Annotated in this window: 13 protein-coding genes and 2 pseudogenes; 2 read left to right on the plus strand and 13 right to left on the minus strand. The window is 65.6% G+C overall.

Features of this window, described 5'->3' with window-relative positions; genetic code table 11:
• A pseudogene (locus ACP7A3_RS20295) lies at nucleotides 1-393 on the plus strand (hypothetical protein); the annotation flags it as partial.
• 63 nt (nucleotides 394-456) lie between these two features.
• On the opposite strand, the gene ACP7A3_RS20300 reads toward ACP7A3_RS20295, so the two are convergent.
• From ACP7A3_RS20300 to ACP7A3_RS20355, 12 genes are all read right to left on the minus strand, one after another.
• Nucleotides 457-975, minus strand: a complete 519-nt coding sequence (locus ACP7A3_RS20300) for a thermonuclease family protein (RefSeq protein WP_010408925.1) — start codon at nucleotides 973-975, stop codon at nucleotides 457-459.
• Complete coding sequence (locus ACP7A3_RS20305) at nucleotides 972-1,217, minus strand: hypothetical protein (RefSeq protein ID WP_079247040.1); 246 nt, start codon at nucleotides 1,215-1,217, stop codon at nucleotides 972-974. Before ACP7A3_RS20305 ends, ACP7A3_RS20300 begins: the two co-directional genes overlap by 4 nt.
• Nucleotides 1,214-1,837 (minus strand): DUF6927 domain-containing protein, encoded by a 624-nt coding sequence (locus ACP7A3_RS20310; RefSeq protein WP_010408917.1) that lies wholly within the window; start codon nucleotides 1,835-1,837, stop codon nucleotides 1,214-1,216. Before ACP7A3_RS20310 ends, ACP7A3_RS20305 begins: the two co-directional genes overlap by 4 nt.
• Nucleotides 1,838-1,874: 37 nt before the next feature.
• Nucleotides 1,875-2,519 carry a hypothetical protein gene (locus tag ACP7A3_RS20315; RefSeq protein ID WP_010408914.1) on the minus strand — a complete coding sequence of 215 codons (645 nt, stop codon included), beginning with the start codon at nucleotides 2,517-2,519 and terminating at the stop codon, nucleotides 1,875-1,877.
• A 51-nt stretch (nucleotides 2,520-2,570) separates the two neighbouring features.
• On the minus strand, nucleotides 2,571-2,762 hold the full coding sequence (locus ACP7A3_RS20320; protein WP_024310640.1) for a hypothetical protein: 192 nt from the start codon (nucleotides 2,760-2,762) through the stop codon (nucleotides 2,571-2,573).
• An 84-nt stretch (nucleotides 2,763-2,846) separates the two neighbouring features.
• Nucleotides 2,847-3,161, minus strand: coding sequence for a DUF7673 family protein (locus tag ACP7A3_RS20325; protein WP_010408907.1), 315 nt, complete (start codon nucleotides 3,159-3,161; stop codon nucleotides 2,847-2,849).
• Nucleotides 3,162-3,201: 40 nt separating this feature from the next.
• Nucleotides 3,202-3,693: a hypothetical protein gene (locus ACP7A3_RS20330; protein WP_016510938.1), complete on the minus strand. Its 492-nt coding sequence runs from the start codon at nucleotides 3,691-3,693 to the stop codon at nucleotides 3,202-3,204.
• A 15-nt stretch (nucleotides 3,694-3,708) separates the two neighbouring features.
• Nucleotides 3,709-4,647: an ArdC family protein gene (locus tag ACP7A3_RS20335; protein WP_426257000.1), complete on the minus strand. Its 939-nt coding sequence runs from the start codon at nucleotides 4,645-4,647 to the stop codon at nucleotides 3,709-3,711.
• A gap of 125 nt (nucleotides 4,648-4,772) precedes the next feature.
• Nucleotides 4,773-6,821, minus strand: a complete 2,049-nt coding sequence (locus tag ACP7A3_RS20340) for a ParB/RepB/Spo0J family partition protein (protein ID WP_037447387.1) — start codon at nucleotides 6,819-6,821, stop codon at nucleotides 4,773-4,775.
• A gap of 165 nt (nucleotides 6,822-6,986) precedes the next feature.
• Complete coding sequence (locus ACP7A3_RS20345; protein WP_426256999.1) at nucleotides 6,987-11,201, minus strand: strawberry notch-like NTP hydrolase domain-containing protein; 4,215 nt, start codon at nucleotides 11,199-11,201, stop codon at nucleotides 6,987-6,989.
• Between the two features lie 58 nt (nucleotides 11,202-11,259).
• Entirely contained in the window at nucleotides 11,260-12,099 is an 840-nt protein-coding gene (locus tag ACP7A3_RS20350) for a DUF7146 domain-containing protein (RefSeq protein WP_426256998.1), read from the minus strand.
• A 456-nt stretch (nucleotides 12,100-12,555) separates the two neighbouring features.
• Nucleotides 12,556-13,185, minus strand: coding sequence for a ParA family protein (locus ACP7A3_RS20355; RefSeq protein WP_029623217.1), 630 nt, complete (start codon nucleotides 13,183-13,185; stop codon nucleotides 12,556-12,558).
• A gap of 561 nt (nucleotides 13,186-13,746) precedes the next feature.
• Between ACP7A3_RS20355 and ACP7A3_RS20360 the strand changes: the two genes are divergently transcribed.
• Nucleotides 13,747-14,325 carry a lytic transglycosylase domain-containing protein gene (locus ACP7A3_RS20360; RefSeq protein WP_233447685.1) on the plus strand — a complete coding sequence of 193 codons (579 nt, stop codon included), beginning with the start codon at nucleotides 13,747-13,749 and terminating at the stop codon, nucleotides 14,323-14,325.
• A gap of 153 nt (nucleotides 14,326-14,478) precedes the next feature.
• Here ACP7A3_RS20360 and ACP7A3_RS20365 read toward each other — a convergent pair.
• A pseudogene (locus tag ACP7A3_RS20365) lies at nucleotides 14,479-16,698 on the minus strand (Tn3 family transposase); the annotation flags it as partial.
• Nucleotides 16,699-16,817 lie beyond the last annotated feature (119 nt).

The following is a 16,817-nucleotide window of genomic DNA, read 5'->3' on the forward strand; positions in this document are numbered from 1 at the left end:
ACCGATCTTCAATCCTCCTCCCCTCCCCGGCCCTTCGGCCGGGCAGGGCGCGATGAGCGCCCCTCACCGACCGCGTCTTCACGCGGACGGTGGATCGTGCGGCAGGCGGACGATGTCGGCTATTATTGCGTCGCCGGCAAGGGCGTCGTGACCATGCTCGACGATCTCGTCTGGCTGGAGAAGCTGCTGGAGGCGCGCGGTCGCATCGCCGGGCACATCTACCGCAACAAGCTGCCGGTGAAGCCGCTGGTCAACCCGTATGTCGCGGCCGAGCCGGACGGTCCGCTGGGCCGGTTCGACCCGGCGTTCGCGATCGGCGCGTCCTGGTCGCATGACCCGGGACCCGATTACGATTCCGACGATCGTGGCCCCGGTCCGAAGCTCAAGGGCTGACGACAAAAGAAAAGGCGGTTCGGCAAGGGAGCATGCCGGACCGCCTCTTCCAAGGGGGGGATATCAATAACGCGCCTCGCACGCGAGGCGTTCCCCGCGCCGCCAGCGCGCCGGATCGATGAATTCCCCCGCATAGGCACCGCGACCCGCTGACCGGGCCTGTTCTGCCGCGGCGACATAGCGCGCGGCGCGTTGCGGATCGCCGCGCAGATATTGCGTCGCCGGCACCGCCAGACCCTGCAAAATGAGTTGCTCGCCCAGGTCGTAGCCGTCGACCGTCACGATGGCGATCGGGCGGCCATAGCTGCTCGCGCCGGTCATGCGGATCGTGGCGACACCGCTCTTGAGGATACGCGAGGCGGAATCCTGAGCAAACTTGCCGCATGGATAGCAGGCACCGTCCTTCGAGCACATCTGCTTGCGCTCGAAGGCGTCGGCCCCCGACAGGCGGAAATCGACCGAAACCGTGTCGCCGTCGATCGCCCGCCCCTCGCCGGTGATCGTCGCACCGTCGTGGCCCTGGGGTGCCCCTGCCCCGCAGGCGGCGAGCGCGGCGATGCCGAGGAGCAGCGCGCCCCTCATGCGTAGCGCAATTCGACTTCGACGTTCGGCCCGTCGACGATGACCGGGAGGACGCGGAAGGGTTGCAGCGGATCGCCGGTGCGCACGATCGAGACCTGGCGTGCGCCGGCATCGAACATCCGCATGGCGACGCGCTGGGCATGGGCGCGGCTGCAGAGCTGCGACCGCTTCGGGCTGGGTGTGACGGGCGGATACGGGGCGGACATGGCGATGATCCTGACGTGGGGGATGTCGGCGATCAACCGAACACCGTCTTGTGGACGCGAGTTTCGGGCTTGGGCGGCACGAGTGTCCACGCCCATTTGCGAAGGTTACCGATCCGATATTTCGGGTAGCTGTTGCCGGGGATCGCGAGCGAGATCTTGCGGCCGCGCTTGTGGACGATGAACTCGTCTCCCTCATAGCCGTCAACGAAGGTGACCTTGCTCGGCAAGCGGATGTGCATGCCGTGTTCGAGCGGGCGTACCGGGGTCGCGAGCCGCTCGAGGCAGCGTCGGCGCCAGTCGAGCGCACCGGGATCGTCGGTATCGCCGAGCAGCGAGAGGATGCGCTCGGGGCATTCGGCCTCGCATGGCCCGGCGTGTTCGGTCATATCCTTGTAGGCGAACACGAATCCGTCCTTGGCACGCGGATTCCAGCTGACCAGGCAGACGGCCGCGAAGGCGGGTTCGTCGGTGCCGTCGGTCGACGGCACCACGGCCGCGTACCAGACCTTGTTGCGCAGGCAGGAAGAGGCGATGACGCGCAGCGCCTTGCCCTTCCCGTCGGCATCGCGGTTGTCGTAGGTGAATTGCGCGTCGAGATAGGCTTTGGGGCCTGTGTGCGGGAACATCGACGACAGCGGCATGCTTAGCCAGCCCATGATGGCGGTCCTTTCGCGTGTGTGGACGGGTGATCGATCAGCCGAACAGGCTGACCGGCTCGGCGACCGGCGGTGTGAGCCGCAATTCCTTGCGCAGCCGCACGGCGAACCGCTCGGGCGCGAGCAGGTCGCGGATCGAGGCGTAGCAGTCGCGCTCCCCGAGGTGATCGTGACGACCGCTGACGCGGCGGTAGATGACCTCGCGGTCGGCCATGGTGCCGTGGAGCGATAGCTGCATCCACAGCTCCTCGCCGTGGAGGGTGATCTCGCCGGACCGGGAGGCGTGGCTGCGGTTCGAGCGAAGGTCGTAGTGCGCGGGGTCGAGCCCCAGCGTTTCGGCGAGCCGGCGCAGCGCCTTGCGTCCGTCGCTGTGGAAGCGATCCTTGGCGGCCGCATCGTGCGCGACGCCGCGCACCGCGAGCGTCAGCAGCGCCGGGTGCTGTCGCAGCTCGGCGATACGGTCCATGCAGCGCCGCTTGAGGAGCGCGTCTTCGGACTGCCGCGCGGTGACGCTTGCGAGATGGCGGGCGAGCAGGATGACCGCGGGATCGGTCTCGAAGGCGATGCCGGCGTTGCGGCAGTCGTCGATCGCGCGGGTGATGGCGTGAAGGCTTGCTCCAATCGTGACCAGCGCGCTCGGGTCGAGCGCCTGCTGGTGGCGGAAGGCGACATCGTAGGGCATGAGCGATCTCCCGAGCGCCTCACGCGCTCAGAAATTCGCTCCCCCTCCCCTTCACGATAACCAGTTACGTAATTGCTCCGGTATTTCAGGATCGATGTCCTCGCCCGGTTGCATAGGCCGCAGACCCTGCTCCGCATCGACCGCGGCCTGCAGATGACAGGCGGCAACGGTCGCTCCGTCGTCGGTCGCGTCATAAAGCGCGAGCGCCTGCCGCATTAGCGCGAGCCGTATATTATCGCTCATGCCAGTCTCCCACTACGGTCTGCCGCCATGATTGCGTTCGGGGCAAACGAAAGCAGGCCCATAATGGTTGTAACGGCCGTGCGCTCATCGCAGCCTCCATCGGCCGACAAGGTCGACCATTGCGTCACGATAGCCCCACGCATCGGGATAGATCGCAGGCTCCTGCGCGAGCCAGGCCATGACAATTAGCATGTCCTCGGAAATGATCGCGTCGCAGTTGCTGAGGTGGAGGATGGGGAAGTGGCCGTTGTCGTCACCATTCCACCACGCCAGCAGGAAGTCCGCGACGCGCGCGGCCTGCCCGGTATCGGACGAGGCGACATCCACGAGGCGGCCGATCGCGGCGCCGACCTCGTCGAAGGCGAGTGCGCGGATGAGGGGGCGGCGTTGCGGTTGCATGGTGCGTATCCTGTCCTATCGGGTGGAAGCTGTCATGCGATCAGGATGGGGCGTGCTTCCCGGCCTGGGCGATCATCACGGCGACCGCCTCGTCGAGCGCGGCGTCATCGCCGTTGACCATGCGCGCCGACGGGGTGAGGCGTTGCACGCCGGCGAACACGATGGCGGGTGTCCTGCCCTTGAGCCGATAGCAGAACACCTGGTCGCCCTCGATCGTCACCAGCTTCGTCCGGCATTGCCGGCGCAGCCGCTTCGCCTCCTCGATCCGGGTGATGAGCGCCGCCACCTCGAATTCGAGGCAGTGCGGCATGACGCTGTCGCCGAGCCGCGAGACGGGCCGGTTGGCGGCGAGCCAGGCATCGACCGCCTGTTCGGTGACGCTGCCGACGGCATGGTAATCGTCCGCGGCGCCATGACCGCGGTTCGAGGCGAGGAAGGCGCGCTGCCCATCGATCCAGATCTCGGCCGAGTAGCAGGTCGTTTCCTCGGACAAAGCGTCGACCACCTTCAGCTTGCGCAACTCGATGTGCATGGTGGGATCTCCGGGTCATGCCGCGAGGGCTTCGGGTTGGTCGATCTCGGGCGCGCCACCCGCGGCGGCGTTATGGAGCCAGGTCACCGCCTGCTCGGCTTTCGCCGCGGCCTTGATGATCGCGCTCGAATCGCCCTTCAGGATTTTGAGCCAATGGTCGACGTAGCTGGCGTGATTGTCGTGCAGCTCGCCGGGCAGGTTGAGGTCGGCGCACACCAGACACTGGCCGATGCAGGCGACCAGCTCCTCGAACGCATAGGCGTTGTCGCCGAACTTCTTGCCGAACTCGCGGTTGAGGCGCTGCGGCGCGCCCGAATAATGAACATATTCGTGCGCGAGCGTGCTGGCGTAATGATCGTCCGAGCGGAACGCGCCGCGCTGCGGCAACTGGATATAGTCGCCGATCGGCGAGTAGAATGCCTGATCGCCGCCATGCCGCACGGTCGCCGGCAGGCCTCCGAAGAAGGCATCGATCGCGGCGCGGTGCCGGCTCTCGATGCGGGGCTCGGGCGGTGCGGGCACCGGATAATAATAAGCCGGGAGGCCGTCGATCTGGTCGACGTTGAACACCGTGTACGAGCGCAGGAACCGGATATTCTTCGTTGCCGCCTCGCCGGTGATCCGGTCCGCCTCGGTTTTCGAGAAGGTCGAGTAATAGACGCTGTGTGCGCCATGCTCGCCGCGTCGTACCTGTCCGCCCAACTCGGTCGCCTGTCGGTAGGTCATCCAGTTGCGGCCAGAGAACCCCTGGGCGTCGCCGATCGCCCAGAGATAGAGCGCGTTGATGCCGGTGTAGGGCGTGCCGCAATGCCGCAGCGGTCGCCCCCCTGCCCCGGTCAGTCCCCAGGGGCGCGACCAGGGCAGGACGCCGGCTTCAAGCTTGGCGATTATGAGGTTGGTGATCTCGGCCGCGACATCGCGGCGTGGCGCAGTCGATTTGCGGTGAAAGGTCATGGGAAAGCTCCCTCGATGCGCGGGCCACGCGTGACGGTCCGCGGGTAAAAAGAAGGCGGCCGCCCCGGTGAGGGACAGCCGCCAAGGTGTGCCCGGGAGACGAACGGGCCGGGGGTATCGGGGGGCTATTCGGCCGCGATCAGCGCCTCGTCGCTGTCGATCCCGGCATCGTCGGCACCGAGATCATCGGTGTCGCCGTAGTCGTCGTCGTCGAAGCCCTCATCGCCGGGCTCGTCGTCGATTGCCTCGTCGGCACCGGCGACCGACACGAGATCGAACCGCATCGCGTCGGGCACCCAGGCCAGCGCCGCGTCCTTGGTCTCCGCCTCGGTGATCGCTTCGCCGGCGAACAGCTTCTCGCAGCTGGTCGAGATCTCGCCCTTCTTCGAGGCCATGTAGCGGGCCGCGAGCGGCGCGCCCCCGACGTTGGTGAGCAGCGCCAGCAGCGTACCCTTCGACACGCGGTCGAAGAAGTTCGCCGAGGTAGGGCGCCACCATTTGGCGGGTTCGATCTCGAGGATCGAGGCGAGCCGCGCATGGAGCGGGTTGGTGGTGACCGAGCTGTAATCGGGCTTGGCCTCGAGCGAGGTCGCCACCACGACCGCGAGCCAGGCCGCCTTGGCGTCGTCGCTGAGCGCGCGGAACGCCTCGAACCGCTCGACCGGGTTCGACCCTTCCGTCCACGACGTGTCGAGACCCTCGCGGGCTTCGGCGATCGCGACCTGCGCCTGCGTGGCGGGCTGATCCTTGGGCATCTGCGGGTCCTGCGGACGCCCTGCCCGAACCGTCGTCCCGTAGCGGCCGTAGCCGTGGCTGGGGTCGGCGAGGCAGAACAGCATATAGTCGAGCGCGAGCCCCGGATCGCCGAGGATCGACGCGGCGAGGATGTCGCGGCGCTGGACCGCCAGTTCGTCATGGAGCCGCGCGCTGAGCGGCTTGCCGCCAGGAGCGACCGCCTCGGGCGGCAGGTCGGCGGTGCGACGCGACGACGGCGACGACGGCAGCGGCCGATCGTCCCCGGGCAGGCGGATCGGCGTTTCGCTGTAATAGGTCGTGTCGAGCGTCATCTTGCCGTCGCGGCCGAGCGTCAGGAAGACGCCGACCTGGCCCTTGACCTCGTCGGTCAGCTCGGGCGCCTTGTCGTGGATCGCCTGATATTCCTCGCGCAGCCGATCCGATTCCGCATCGAGCGCGGCATAGGTGTCGTCATCGATACCCTCGTCCTCCATATCGCTCTCGATGACCTGCACGCGCTCCTCGATCTTGTCGCAGCGCGTCTGTTCCTCGTCCGTCAGCGGCGCTGCCGGCAGCGTCACGCGGTGGAGGTCGGACGTGATGCCGTAGAGGCTGGTCGTGGCGACGGGGCGCACCCATGCGACGCCCAGTTCCTCGCCGAGCCGCTTGGCCTCGGCCTCCATCAGCGAGGCAGCGAGCGTCTGCGCGAGTTCCGGGTCGGTCCAGCGGTCACCGTCCTCGCTGAACAGTTCGCGCTCGATGCGGCCGCCCGCGGCGACATAGGCATCGGCACCGACCAGGATCGCGATCGGATCCGTCGCCTTCATCGTGTCGTTGGCGATCGCGCGACGGATCTGGTCGGCGTTGACGTAGGACGAGTGACCATACTGCTCGAACACGCGCTCCTGCTTGGCCTTGTCGGCCGTCGAGCCGTAGGCCTTGGCCATCTCGTAGGAGATCTTGCCCGCGGCCAGGGCTTCGAAGATCGGTTCGGCAAGATCGGCGAGGCGCAGCCGTCCCTCGATGAAGCGGCGGGTCTGGCCAAACCGTTTGGCGACCGCGTCGACGTCACCGTCGGTCTTGAGGAAGTGCTGGAACGCGACGCATTCCTCAGCGACGGTCATCTGCTCGCGCTGGAAATTCTCGGTCAGCGACACCTCGCGCAGGTCCGCCTCGTCGCCGGTGATGATCTTGACCGGCACGTCATAGTCGGCGGCAACGATCTCGCCGGCTTCGGCCAGCATCATCGCACCGAGATAGCGGCGATCGCCGGCGATGATCTCGAACATGCCCTTCGGGCGGGCGGCGGTCACCAGCAGGTTCTGCATGATGCCGCGAGCGCGGATGCTGGCGGCCATCGCCTCGATGTTCTTGGGCGGCGTGGTGCGCACGTTCTTCTCGGAACGCTTCAGCTTCGCGAGTTTGACGGTCTGGGTCATCTGTCGTCTCCATGAGCGGGAAAGTGTCCGGCGCACGGGCGTTTCCCCCCGATCCGGACACCCTCCCCGCTCCTTCTCCCCTCTCGTTTCCCGCCTCGGCGGGAGGGGGACCAGGTCGTGCCAACAAGCTGCTAGCTGGCAGCTAGTTGTCGGTTATCGTGCCGGTCAGGCCATCAGGCGCGCGAGGACGGCATCGGCCGTCTCGACGGGGATGAAGACGCGCGTCTTGTAGGCGATGATCTCGGTGAAGCAGCCGATCGACTTGAGCCACGCGAGCTGGTCAGCCGGTGCGCCGCTGATCTCGATGCGCGGCTTGGCGTTGACGCGTACGCGCTTCACCTCGCACACGAACGGTCGCCGGATCGTGACCGTCCCGCCCTCCATCGCGGCGCGCGCGACCTCGGCCGGGCTGAGCACGTCGTTGCTGTCGAGGCCCATCTTCGAGAACAGCGCCGGCACGTCGCCCGGGAACACCATGCGCCCGAGCCAGGAGCGACCCTCGGCATCGACCACGCGGTTGACCACGAGATGGTCGCTCGGCAGCGCCGACCAGATCGGCAGCAGAAGGCCGGTCGCGAGCCGGATCGTCTCGACGTCGAGCTTGCCGCGGATCTCGTCGACCTCGGCCGACCATTCCGCCTCGAACCGTGCGCGGCTGCATTCCTCCCAGGCCGTCTCGTAGAGATCGTCGAGCGCGAGATATTCGTGCCGGGTCGGACGCATCAGTTCGATGCGCGACACCGCCACCCCGTCCTCGGTCAGCCAGGAGCGCGCGTTGGTGCGCAGCGCGACCTTGCCCGACTTGCCGTTGCGCACGAACACGGCGGTCTGGTCGGTATCGGCGATGCGCAGCACGCGCTCGAGCGACATGGGGTTGCGGCGCCGGGTCACCTCGATCGTCAGCAGGTGCGAGGTCGCCTTGCTGACCGGGTCGGTGCGCAGGATCGTATCGTCGAGCACGGTCGCGGTCTCGACCGTCATCGTCTCGACGCCGACATCGAGTGTCCCCGCCTCGCGCGCGGCCGCGACTCGTGCCTCGACCAGCGCCAGGAATTCGTCGAAGATGCAGTTCTGAAGGCCGATCGGCAGCGCCAGCAACCGGTTGAGCCAGCGCTGGATCGGCGGCAGATCCTCCTTCAGGACGCCGTCGGTATCGAGCAGTTCGAGCCCCGTGCGATGCTGGAAGTCGGTGAGGTTGGTGCTGGTCAGTTTGCCGCTGACGAGCAGGTGATACCAGCTGATGAGCGCAGCCTTGGCGTAATCGCTTTCGAGATTGTCGGCCGGGTCGAACAGGTTCTGCCCCCCGGTCTGGCGCTGGCCGCGTGTCAGCGCGCCGAGGCTGTCGAGACGCCGCGCGATGGTCGAGGTGAACCTGAGTTCGCCCTTGCAGTCGGTCGTGACGGGCCGGAACAGCGGCGAGCAGGCCTGATGCGTGCGGTGGGTACGTCCCAGGCCCTGGATCGCGCGATCGGCTCTCCAGCCCGGCTCCAGGAGCAGATGCGCCCGTTGCTGCTGGTTCTTCGCATCGAGGCTGGCATGGTAGGAGCGGCCGGTCCCCCCGGCGTCGGAGAACACCAGGATGCGCTTGGTGCCTTCCATGAAGGCGGCGGAATCGGCCTGCGTGGCACGCGCCGAGCGCGATTCGAGCTTCTGTCCTCCCCCGCTCACCGTGATGAGCCGCTTGGTGCGTCCCGTCACCTCGGCGACCATCTCAGTGCCGAACCGGGTGATGATGGCATCGAGCACGGCCGCGATCGGCGGCAGCGCGCAAAGCTGTTCGACCAGATTGTCGCGCTCGGCTTCAGCTTCCGGGTTGGTGACCGGATGGCCGCTCTCGTCGAACAGCGGTCGCGAGCGCACTTCGCCGGTATCGTCGCGGAAGAACGTCATCTGCTGGACCGGGAATGCCCGGGTCAGATAGTCGATCACCGCCTCGCGCGGGGAGAGATCGATGTCGAGGTCCGCGCGCTCGTCGGGCGAGAGTTCGCCAAGCCGGCGATCGAGGATCGCCTCGGCGGTGCTGACCAGCTGCAGTACGACCGACTGATCGGCCGCCAGATGCTGCTCGATCGCGGCGATGACGGTCGGGAGCTTCGCCGATAGGAGGAGCGCCCCGAAAAACCGCTGCTTGCAGCTTTCGAACCGCGAGCGCGCCGCGGCCTTCGCGCCCGAGTTGAGCGTCTTGCCCTCGTTGCTGTCGACGACGCCGGTGAGTTCGAGCGCCTTTTCGAGACCGCGATGGATGATCGCCCAGGCATCGGCATAGGTGTCGTACACCGCGATCTGTTCAGGCGTCAGCTCGTGGCGCAGGATGTCATATTCGACGCCGGCGAAGCTCAGCGCGCGCGCGGTGTAGAGGCCGGTCGCCTTGAGGTCGCGCGCGACCAGTTCCATCGCCGCGATCCCGCCCTGCCGGATCTGGGTGATGAACGCCTCGCGGTTGGCAAAAGCCGTCTCCGGCCCCCACAGACCGAGACGCACGGCATAGGCGAGGTTGTTCACCTCCGACGCGCCGGTCGCCGAGGCGTAGAGCACGCGCGCGTCTGGCAGGTGGTTCTGGAGGAGTACGCCGGCGATGCCCTGCTGGGAGCCCTTCTTGGTGCCCATCGACCCTTCGCCACCCGCGACGCCGCCCATTTCATGCGCTTCGTCGAACGCGATGACGCCGTCGAAGTCGGCACCCGCCCAGGCGATGATCTGATCGAGCCGGGTGGCGTCGCCGCGGTTGGAGCGCAGCGTCGGATAGGTCACGAACAGGACGCCCTCGTCCATCGTGACGGGCTCGTCGATCTTCCAGCGCGACAGCGGCTGCACGTCGGCCGCGAGACCGCCGAGCGCGGTCCAGTCGCGGATCGCATCGGCATGGAGCGCCTCGTTCTTGCTGATCCAGATGTTCTTGCGGCGACCCGCCAGCCAGTTGTCGAGGATGACGGCCGCGACCTGCCGCCCCTTCCCTGCCCCGGTGCCGTCGCCCAGGAAATAGCCCTTGCGGTACGCGCGTCCGTCCTCGGACAGTACCAGCCCCACCCCCTCCTTGTCGGGCTTGCTGAGGCCAGGAATATACTGGGTCCAGGCATGGCCGGCATAGACGACGGTCTCGAGTTGCGAGGAGGACAACAGCCGTTCCGTGACGGTGCGTTCCGGCAGCGAAGGAACATGGACGGGGATCGGCGCGGGGATCGAGCCCATCGCGATCGATTCAACCAGCGCGGTCGGATGCTCGCCGGCAGCGTCGAACACGATACGGCTCGGCCGATAGGGCAGATAGACACCGGACTGCTCGGCGAGCGGCGCCGGCGTCTCGAGCACCTGGTAGCCGACCGGCAGAACCTCGTTCCTCGCGGGAGCGCGGAAGATGCGCGGGGTGGTAGCGGGCTTCGACCTGACGCTGCGCAGGAGCGACAGCCCCCCGCCCCGCTTGACCGGCGTCGGGGTGGCGGTCTCCGGGATCAGATCCTGACGGGACGGGATGACCAGCGCGTCGACCAGGTCGCTGACATCGCGGCGCTGCACCGTGATCGTCGTCGTATCACCCACCGTCTTGTCGATGACATAGAGGCGCACCGCGACCCCCGTCCCGTGCTTGCCATAGGCATGGGTCAGCCGGATCGATGTTCGGAGCGCGACGCTGGCGAGCGTCGTCGACCAGATTGCGCCCATACGCGCCGAGTTGAAGAACCAGTCGGGCATGATCGCGACGACGCGCCCGCCAGGGCGGACCCGCTTGATCGCCGCCTGCAGATGGCGGACCGCCGCGAGCGCGTCGGCACCGCGGCCGAGCGAGCGCGAGAACGGCGGGTTCATCAGGATGAGGCTGGGACGAGGCGCGGACGCCATGACGCTCGCGATCTGCGCGCCGTCGTGGCCGGTAACGCTGGCTTTCGGGAAAGTGGCGGACAGCCGCGCGCGGCGCGCGGGATCGATCTCGTTGAGCTGAAGCGCCGCGATCGGCGGGAGGCCCGCGACCAGGAGACCGTTACCGGCGCTCGGTTCGAGCACGATGTCATCGGCCCGAACCGCCGCGAGCATCACCGCGATTGTGGCGAGATCGAGCGGCGTCGAGAATTGCTGCCAGTCGATCTGCTCCTCGCTGCGCACGGTCTGGGTAGGAAGGCGCGCCATAAGCCCGATCGCGGCGTCGACCGCCGGCGTGGTGCCTGCTGCGCATACCGCCAGCGCGGTCGCATGCTCCAGCACCTCGAAACTCTCGCGCTGGGTCCAGTGACCATCGGCGTCGGTGCCGCCATAGGCGCGGATCATCGCGTCATTGAGCATCGCGCGCGTGATCTTCGGCTCACTGGCGATCGCCGGGATCAGTAGGCGAGCGGCGGCGGTAGCGTGGTCGGTGCGCGCGGGCGCAGGGTCGAACAGGTCGCTCATGGGGGTCTCCGGGTCTGTGGCTGCTCGTGCAGCTCACGACCCCGACCCCCCTTCCCTCTCAGGCTCCGGGTTTCACGACGTCGGCCCAGTCGCCATAACGTGAGGGTGGCGGCATCCGCTTCAGCGTCAGCCCGCGCGGCCGATAGGCGGCCCACGCCTTGCGTCGTGCGCGTCGGCCCTCGAAGTCATTGTCCTCGGCGAAGATCAGCGTGGTGACGCTATCGGGGATGTGGACACGGTCGAGCCGCGCCGCGCCGAGCGTCGCCCAGCACGGGATGCCGTGGATCTGGGTGAAGGCGGCCGAGGTCTCGAACCCCTCACCCAGCGCCAATGTGTCGGTGACGCGCATGCCCTGCCAGGTCGCACCTCCCGGCGTGCCGAGCGTAGCCTTGTCGAGATAGCCGCCATGCGCGAGGTCGAGGAAGATGCGCTGGATCGAGCGCAGCGTGCGCCCCTCCCGCGCCGCGATCAGCAGCGCCGGGAGGAACCGCGTATGCGGTTTCGGTCCCCACGGACAGCGCGGGTGGTAGCTCAGGTCGTCGAAGGCGCCGGTGATGCCGCGAAAGCGGAGATAGGCTTCCGCGGGCGTTCCGGCGATCGGCAACCCCTCGTTCCACAGCCGTTCGACGTTGGCGGGTCTGCCGGCACGCTGTTCAGCGGGTGGGTCATAGGTGCGTCCGGGTCTGATGCGGGCGATCTCGCGGAGTACGTCCTCGGCAGCGCAACCGGCGAAGCAGTGAACGAGGATGCCGTCATGGCCCTGCCGGATCGAGAGGCTGGGGTCGGTGTCGGCGTGGGCCGGGCAACGGCACATGGCGTTGTAGCCGTGCCAGGTGCCGCCGAGGGCGCCGACGATGTCCACGATGGTCTGGGTGGGTTTTAGCGCAACGAGGGGCATGACCGATCCTTTCTCGCTGCCTCTGACCCCCTTCTCTCCCGTCCTAGGTGACTCAGTAGCTGCTGGCTAGCAGCTAGCGGAAGATCACCGTGTTAGCAGTTAGACCTCCGCTATCTAGCGTTGAGATGGCTGGTATCTAGCGGCTAGCTACCTTTGAGCTAGCAGATTCTCATAAGCGTCGAGTGCCTTCTCGAGCACTTCTGTAAGAAGCAGACCCTCACGTTGAGCTATTTCGCGGATTCGATTGTCCCATTCGGGTGTGACCCTAGTCGCAAACTGTTGAGTGCGGTTAGTCTTGCGCGAACTGCGGGCGTCAATGCGGGTTGCGGTTACCAGCGGTGCAGCCGGAGGGGCGGGGGCTACTTCGGGTGCATCCAAATTCTGGCTCGCCTCACTGATTGGTGGGGGTGAACCCAAACGAGTAGCCTTCTTTAGCTTCGAGATATCGGCCATCATTCACCCCGCTACTTTGTCGATTAGGGATTGGATCAGAGTATCAGCCCGCTGGTTAAGGCCGGAGAATTTGGTTTCGGTAATTGACAGGCCTTGGTTCTGCGCTTGCCGGTATGCTGGTCGTTCCACGATCGAACCGTCGAGGACATTATACCCCGCTTCGGTCAAATACGCCCGCGCGTCATTTTCTTCAGCCGAAGTTCCAATGCGGTTGAGCGCAAAAACGAGCCGTCCAGTCGGGATACCCTCCTTAACAAGGGCATGGTATTCGCGGACGGCAGGCCTGAGATCGTCCAAGGATGCGCCGGTGGGTTGAACCACGAGTGACGATGACCGTGCAATTTCAAGTGTAGCTTTGCTGGTCCGAGCGGGGCCGTCGATGATAAGCAGATCGAAGCCGTCTGCAGCGGCCAGGGCCTGAGACGCGGTTTTGAATGCCTCAACCGACACAATCGGCTCGATGGAGATGCCAAGGCGTGCTCGGTGCCAATCGACCGAAGTGCCCTGTTGAGTATCGAGATCGGCGATTTTAACCCGCAGTTCGCCTGCCGCCGCCTCGCGAGCAAGGGCTCTTGCCAAGGTGCTTTTTCCTACACCGCCTTTTTGTGAGACGAATGCCACGACAGCAGCCATGACCGATCCTGTGATAGTTCGAACGACTGGATAGCTAGCCGCTCTCTAGCAGTTTGGCAACCGCTACCTATGTGGTAGCTAGCTGATACCCATCCAGCAGATATCTGTGATCTAGCTGCTACCCACGGGGGTTTGCCTGACCTAGTCTGGATTAAGCGCTGGGAGATAGTGGAATTTTTTTCCACGTTGTGCGGTTGTTCGAAACATGATGTTCAATGATCGATGAACACGCGATCGAACTCGAGCTTATGCGTAGTGGGTAGTGTTATGGCACTGCTATGGGCGCAAACATCGGCAGCTAAGCAGGCCGAGGTAATGACATTTGATGGGCAGGCAGTTGAAGCCGTCATCGATGTGGGCCCGAGAACGCGGGGTATGCGAACAGACGGAACGCCGCCAGTACCAAGCATGGAAGCCGTTTTAGGCAATGACTTCAGATCATTCGGCAGCCCCGTAATGGAACCCCAAGAGGAGGCAATAAGCACGTCGCATATATCGGTGCCCCTTTGGATGCAGACTGGCCAGGTTTCGGGGGGAGCTCGCCGGGCGGCGATGTCCGATATGGCAAGTTATCTCTACACCCCACAGGCTTGCTCAATCACACCCTACCGTCCACGCGGCGATTTTCCAGGCTGGCTCGAAGCTCGGCGGGCTCAATATTACCCTTTGATCCAGGCCGTGGCGTGCGAAGCTGGTGTGCCAGTCGGGCTTTTCGATGCACTGGTGGCCCAGGAAAGCCGCTATGACCCATTGATCGTATCACCGAAGGGCGCCGTTGGCCTTACCCAATTGATGCCCGGTACAGCGCGTGGACTTGGAGTTTTCAATTCGAGAGATCCGTTGTCGAACCTGAGGGGAGGGGCCAGATACCTCCGCGCGCATCTGGATGAGTTCAAGCGGGTCGATCTAGCCTTGGCCGCATACAATGCAGGTCCAGGACGCGTTCGATCGATGCGCCGTATTCCGCCGTTTCGCGAGACGATGGACTATGTCACAGCGATCACTCGAGGGTGGAGCACCGGATCGTTCAGGACAGCATCGATTCAGACCGCCGGTTTGGCAGTGGGTCGACAGGAATTCCGGGGCAGGGGGGTCCAGTTACTCGCTTACACATCTACAAGAGTATCGAACCCGAGGTAGTGCGCGTAATAGATCGCAATTCCGAGGATCGCCGGCGCGCCGAGCAGATAGTTGATCTGCCAACGTATCCATAACCGGGGTGCAACGAGTACCTTGTCGAGGACGGTCGCGGTGGGGAGCTTACTGGCCCCTGTGCATTATCAGGACACGGATTCACGGTAGCGGTTTGATGAGCAGCGGCATGAGGCCGTTGGCGTCGAGATCGAGGTGATCGGACCAGACATAATCGCCGGTGAGATTGATGCGATCCCAACCCAACGGCGAGAGCCGGGACAGCATAGCTGGATCGATGGGGCTTCCTCGACGACGCATTTCGTCGACGGCGCGCCCCAGATAGCGACAGTTGAACAGGATAATCGCTGCGGTGACGAGGTTGAGCGCGGCCGCTCGGGTCTGCTGGTTCTCCAGGCCACGGTCGCGAAAACGGCCGAGCCGATGGAAGGCGACCGCCCGGGCAAGGCTGTTGCGGGCCTCGCCCTTGTTCAACTCGGCAGTGACGGTACGGCGCAGAGCCGGATCCTCGAACCAGCGGAGCGTGAACAGCGTGCGCTCGATCCGCCCGATCTCCCGCAGCGCCGCAGCGAGGCTGTTCTGCTGGCGGTAGGCGGACAGCTTCTTCAGGATCAACGATGGCGTGACGGTGCGGTGACGGATCGCGCCAATGACACGTTCAATATCGGGCCAGTGGCTGACGATCAGGTCCCGGTTGAGCCTGTGACCGAACAGTGGCGCAAGCCTGCCATAGCGCTTCGAGGGTTCGAAAGCGTAGAGGCGCCGGTCGGACAGGCGAGGAATGCGCGGCTCGAAATCGAGCCCGAGGAGATGCATCGTCGCGAATACGATGTCGGAAACGCCGCCTCCATCGACGTGCAGCGCGGTCAGATCGGCGTTGCTGTCATGGCCGAGGAGCCCATCGAGCGCATGGATGGCTTCTCCTGCCGTGCCGGCGATCACCGTCTGGTGCAGCGGCGCGTAGCGGTCGGTGATGGTGGTGTAGATCTTGACCACTGGGTCGCGACCATAATGGGCGTTGACCGCTCCGCCGGCTTCGCCCGGCCCGCCCAGGTAGAAGGCCTGGCCATCCGCGGAAGCCCGGTGTCCTTGCCCAAACCAGGCGGCGATCGGCTCGGCGTGGATGGCGTCGGTCAGACAGGCGAGCGCCGCCCGAAAGGTTTCCTCGCGCATGTGCCATGTCTGCATGCGCAGCAGCGCGCGGCGTGACCCTGCGCCGCATACCTCGGCCATGCGCGACAGCCCAAGATTGGTCGCTTCGGCAATCAGAGTGGCGAGGAAGGCCTGCTCATCGCCAGGCGGCAACCCGGTCGAGACGTGCCCGAAGTGCCGGGTGAAGCCGGTCCAGCGTTCGACTTGCGACAACACGTCGGTGATACGCGTGGCAGGCAGCATGTCGTAGCAGGCAAGCGTCAGGCGCCGTCCTTCGTCGTGCCTGGCATCATCGTCCTTCAGTTCCTTGGGAAATCGCAATCGCTCGCCAGCGAACAGGGCAGCATCGCGTCCGGCCAGATTGTGGGCGACGTCGCGCAAGGCGCTGTCGAGCTGCGCGGCGCGCTGATCGAGCCATGCGTGTGGATTACCGAGCGAGAACGGCGGTTGCAGCGCTGCGCCGGATAACGGCGCGAGCAGCACGTCCAGCGACCTGTGCAGCCTTGACCTCGGCACCCAGATATCACCCGAGGCCAGTGCATTGGTGAGCGCGCCGTAAGTCGCCATCTCCCAGTGCGTCCGGTCGATCTTGCCGGCGACCACGACATGGCGGTGCCAGCGCCGCTCGACATGACCGAGCGGAACGTCGGCAGGGAGGGGCTTGCGCCAGTCGCCATCAAGATTCGACAGGATCGCCATCGCGTCGCGCAATGCCGCGGTGCCGGCCCGACCGTGGAAATCGAGCGCTTGCAGGAATAGAGGCCCTGTTCGCTTGAAGGTCCGGTATTCGGCTGCGATCTCGCTCAGCACATCGTCCCTGTGAGGTGCCGCGGTACGACGGATGATTGCGGCATCAGCATCGAGCATGTCGAGAGGCACGATATCCCTGAGGGCCGCACCGATATCTCCGCCGGCGCGTGCTGCCTGGCTAACTGTTTCCAGCACAGTGGCGATCCGCATCAGCCGATCGCGGCCTTCGCGTCCCGAAATCGCGACCCTCTGCTCCAGGCGTTTGCGAGCACGAAGGTGAGCGCGTCCCATCAAGGCGCTGAACATGGCGATCGCCGCGTCGGTAAGCGTGGCCTCCATCTCGCGCAGCGTTGCAAGCAGGATGACCCGCCTGCGGGAGACGCGCATCTGTTGGAAAGCCTGGGCTGTATATCGCACGCCTTCGCGGGCGAACTGCGTCAGGCGGGGCTCGTGCAGGGGTGTCAATCGGCGTCCAAAAAGGACCCCCTATCGGCGTGCAAAAGGGACCCCCTTCGTCGAGCAGCGTGACGGGTATGACGGGCGCACCGTTCGCGCTGGTTGCGGCGTAGGGCGGGCGT

Origin of the sequence: Sphingomonas sp. DC5200-1 (assembly GCF_049897245.1) — a bacterium.
Classification (GTDB): Bacteria; Pseudomonadota; Alphaproteobacteria; order Sphingomonadales; family Sphingomonadaceae; genus Sphingomonas; species Sphingomonas aquatilis.

Coding starts and splice junctions, on each gene's coding strand:
- ACP7A3_RS20300 (WP_010408925.1), bottom strand. CDS start 975: ATGAGGGGCGCGCTGCTCCTCGGCATCGCCGCGCTCGCCGCCTGCGGG.
- ACP7A3_RS20310 (WP_010408917.1), bottom strand. CDS start 1,837: ATGGGCTGGCTAAGCATGCCGCTGTCGTCGATGTTCCCGCACACAGGC.
- ACP7A3_RS20315 (WP_010408914.1), bottom strand. CDS start 2,519: ATGCCCTACGATGTCGCCTTCCGCCACCAGCAGGCGCTCGACCCGAGC.
- ACP7A3_RS20320 (WP_024310640.1), bottom strand. CDS start 2,762: ATGAGCGATAATATACGGCTCGCGCTAATGCGGCAGGCGCTCGCGCTT.
- ACP7A3_RS20325 (WP_010408907.1), bottom strand. CDS start 3,161: ATGCAACCGCAACGCCGCCCCCTCATCCGCGCACTCGCCTTCGACGAG.
- ACP7A3_RS20330 (WP_016510938.1), bottom strand. CDS start 3,693: ATGCACATCGAGTTGCGCAAGCTGAAGGTGGTCGACGCTTTGTCCGAG.
- ACP7A3_RS20335 (WP_426257000.1), bottom strand. CDS start 4,647: ATGACCTTTCACCGCAAATCGACTGCGCCACGCCGCGATGTCGCGGCC.
- ACP7A3_RS20340 (WP_037447387.1), bottom strand. CDS start 6,821: ATGACCCAGACCGTCAAACTCGCGAAGCTGAAGCGTTCCGAGAAGAAC.
- ACP7A3_RS20345 (WP_426256999.1), bottom strand. CDS start 11,201: ATGAGCGACCTGTTCGACCCTGCGCCCGCGCGCACCGACCACGCTACC.
- ACP7A3_RS20350 (WP_426256998.1), bottom strand. CDS start 12,099: ATGCCCCTCGTTGCGCTAAAACCCACCCAGACCATCGTGGACATCGTC.
- ACP7A3_RS20355 (WP_029623217.1), bottom strand. CDS start 13,185: ATGGCTGCTGTCGTGGCATTCGTCTCACAAAAAGGCGGTGTAGGAAAA.
- ACP7A3_RS20360 (WP_233447685.1), top strand. CDS start 13,747: ATGGCAAGTTATCTCTACACCCCACAGGCTTGCTCAATCACACCCTAC.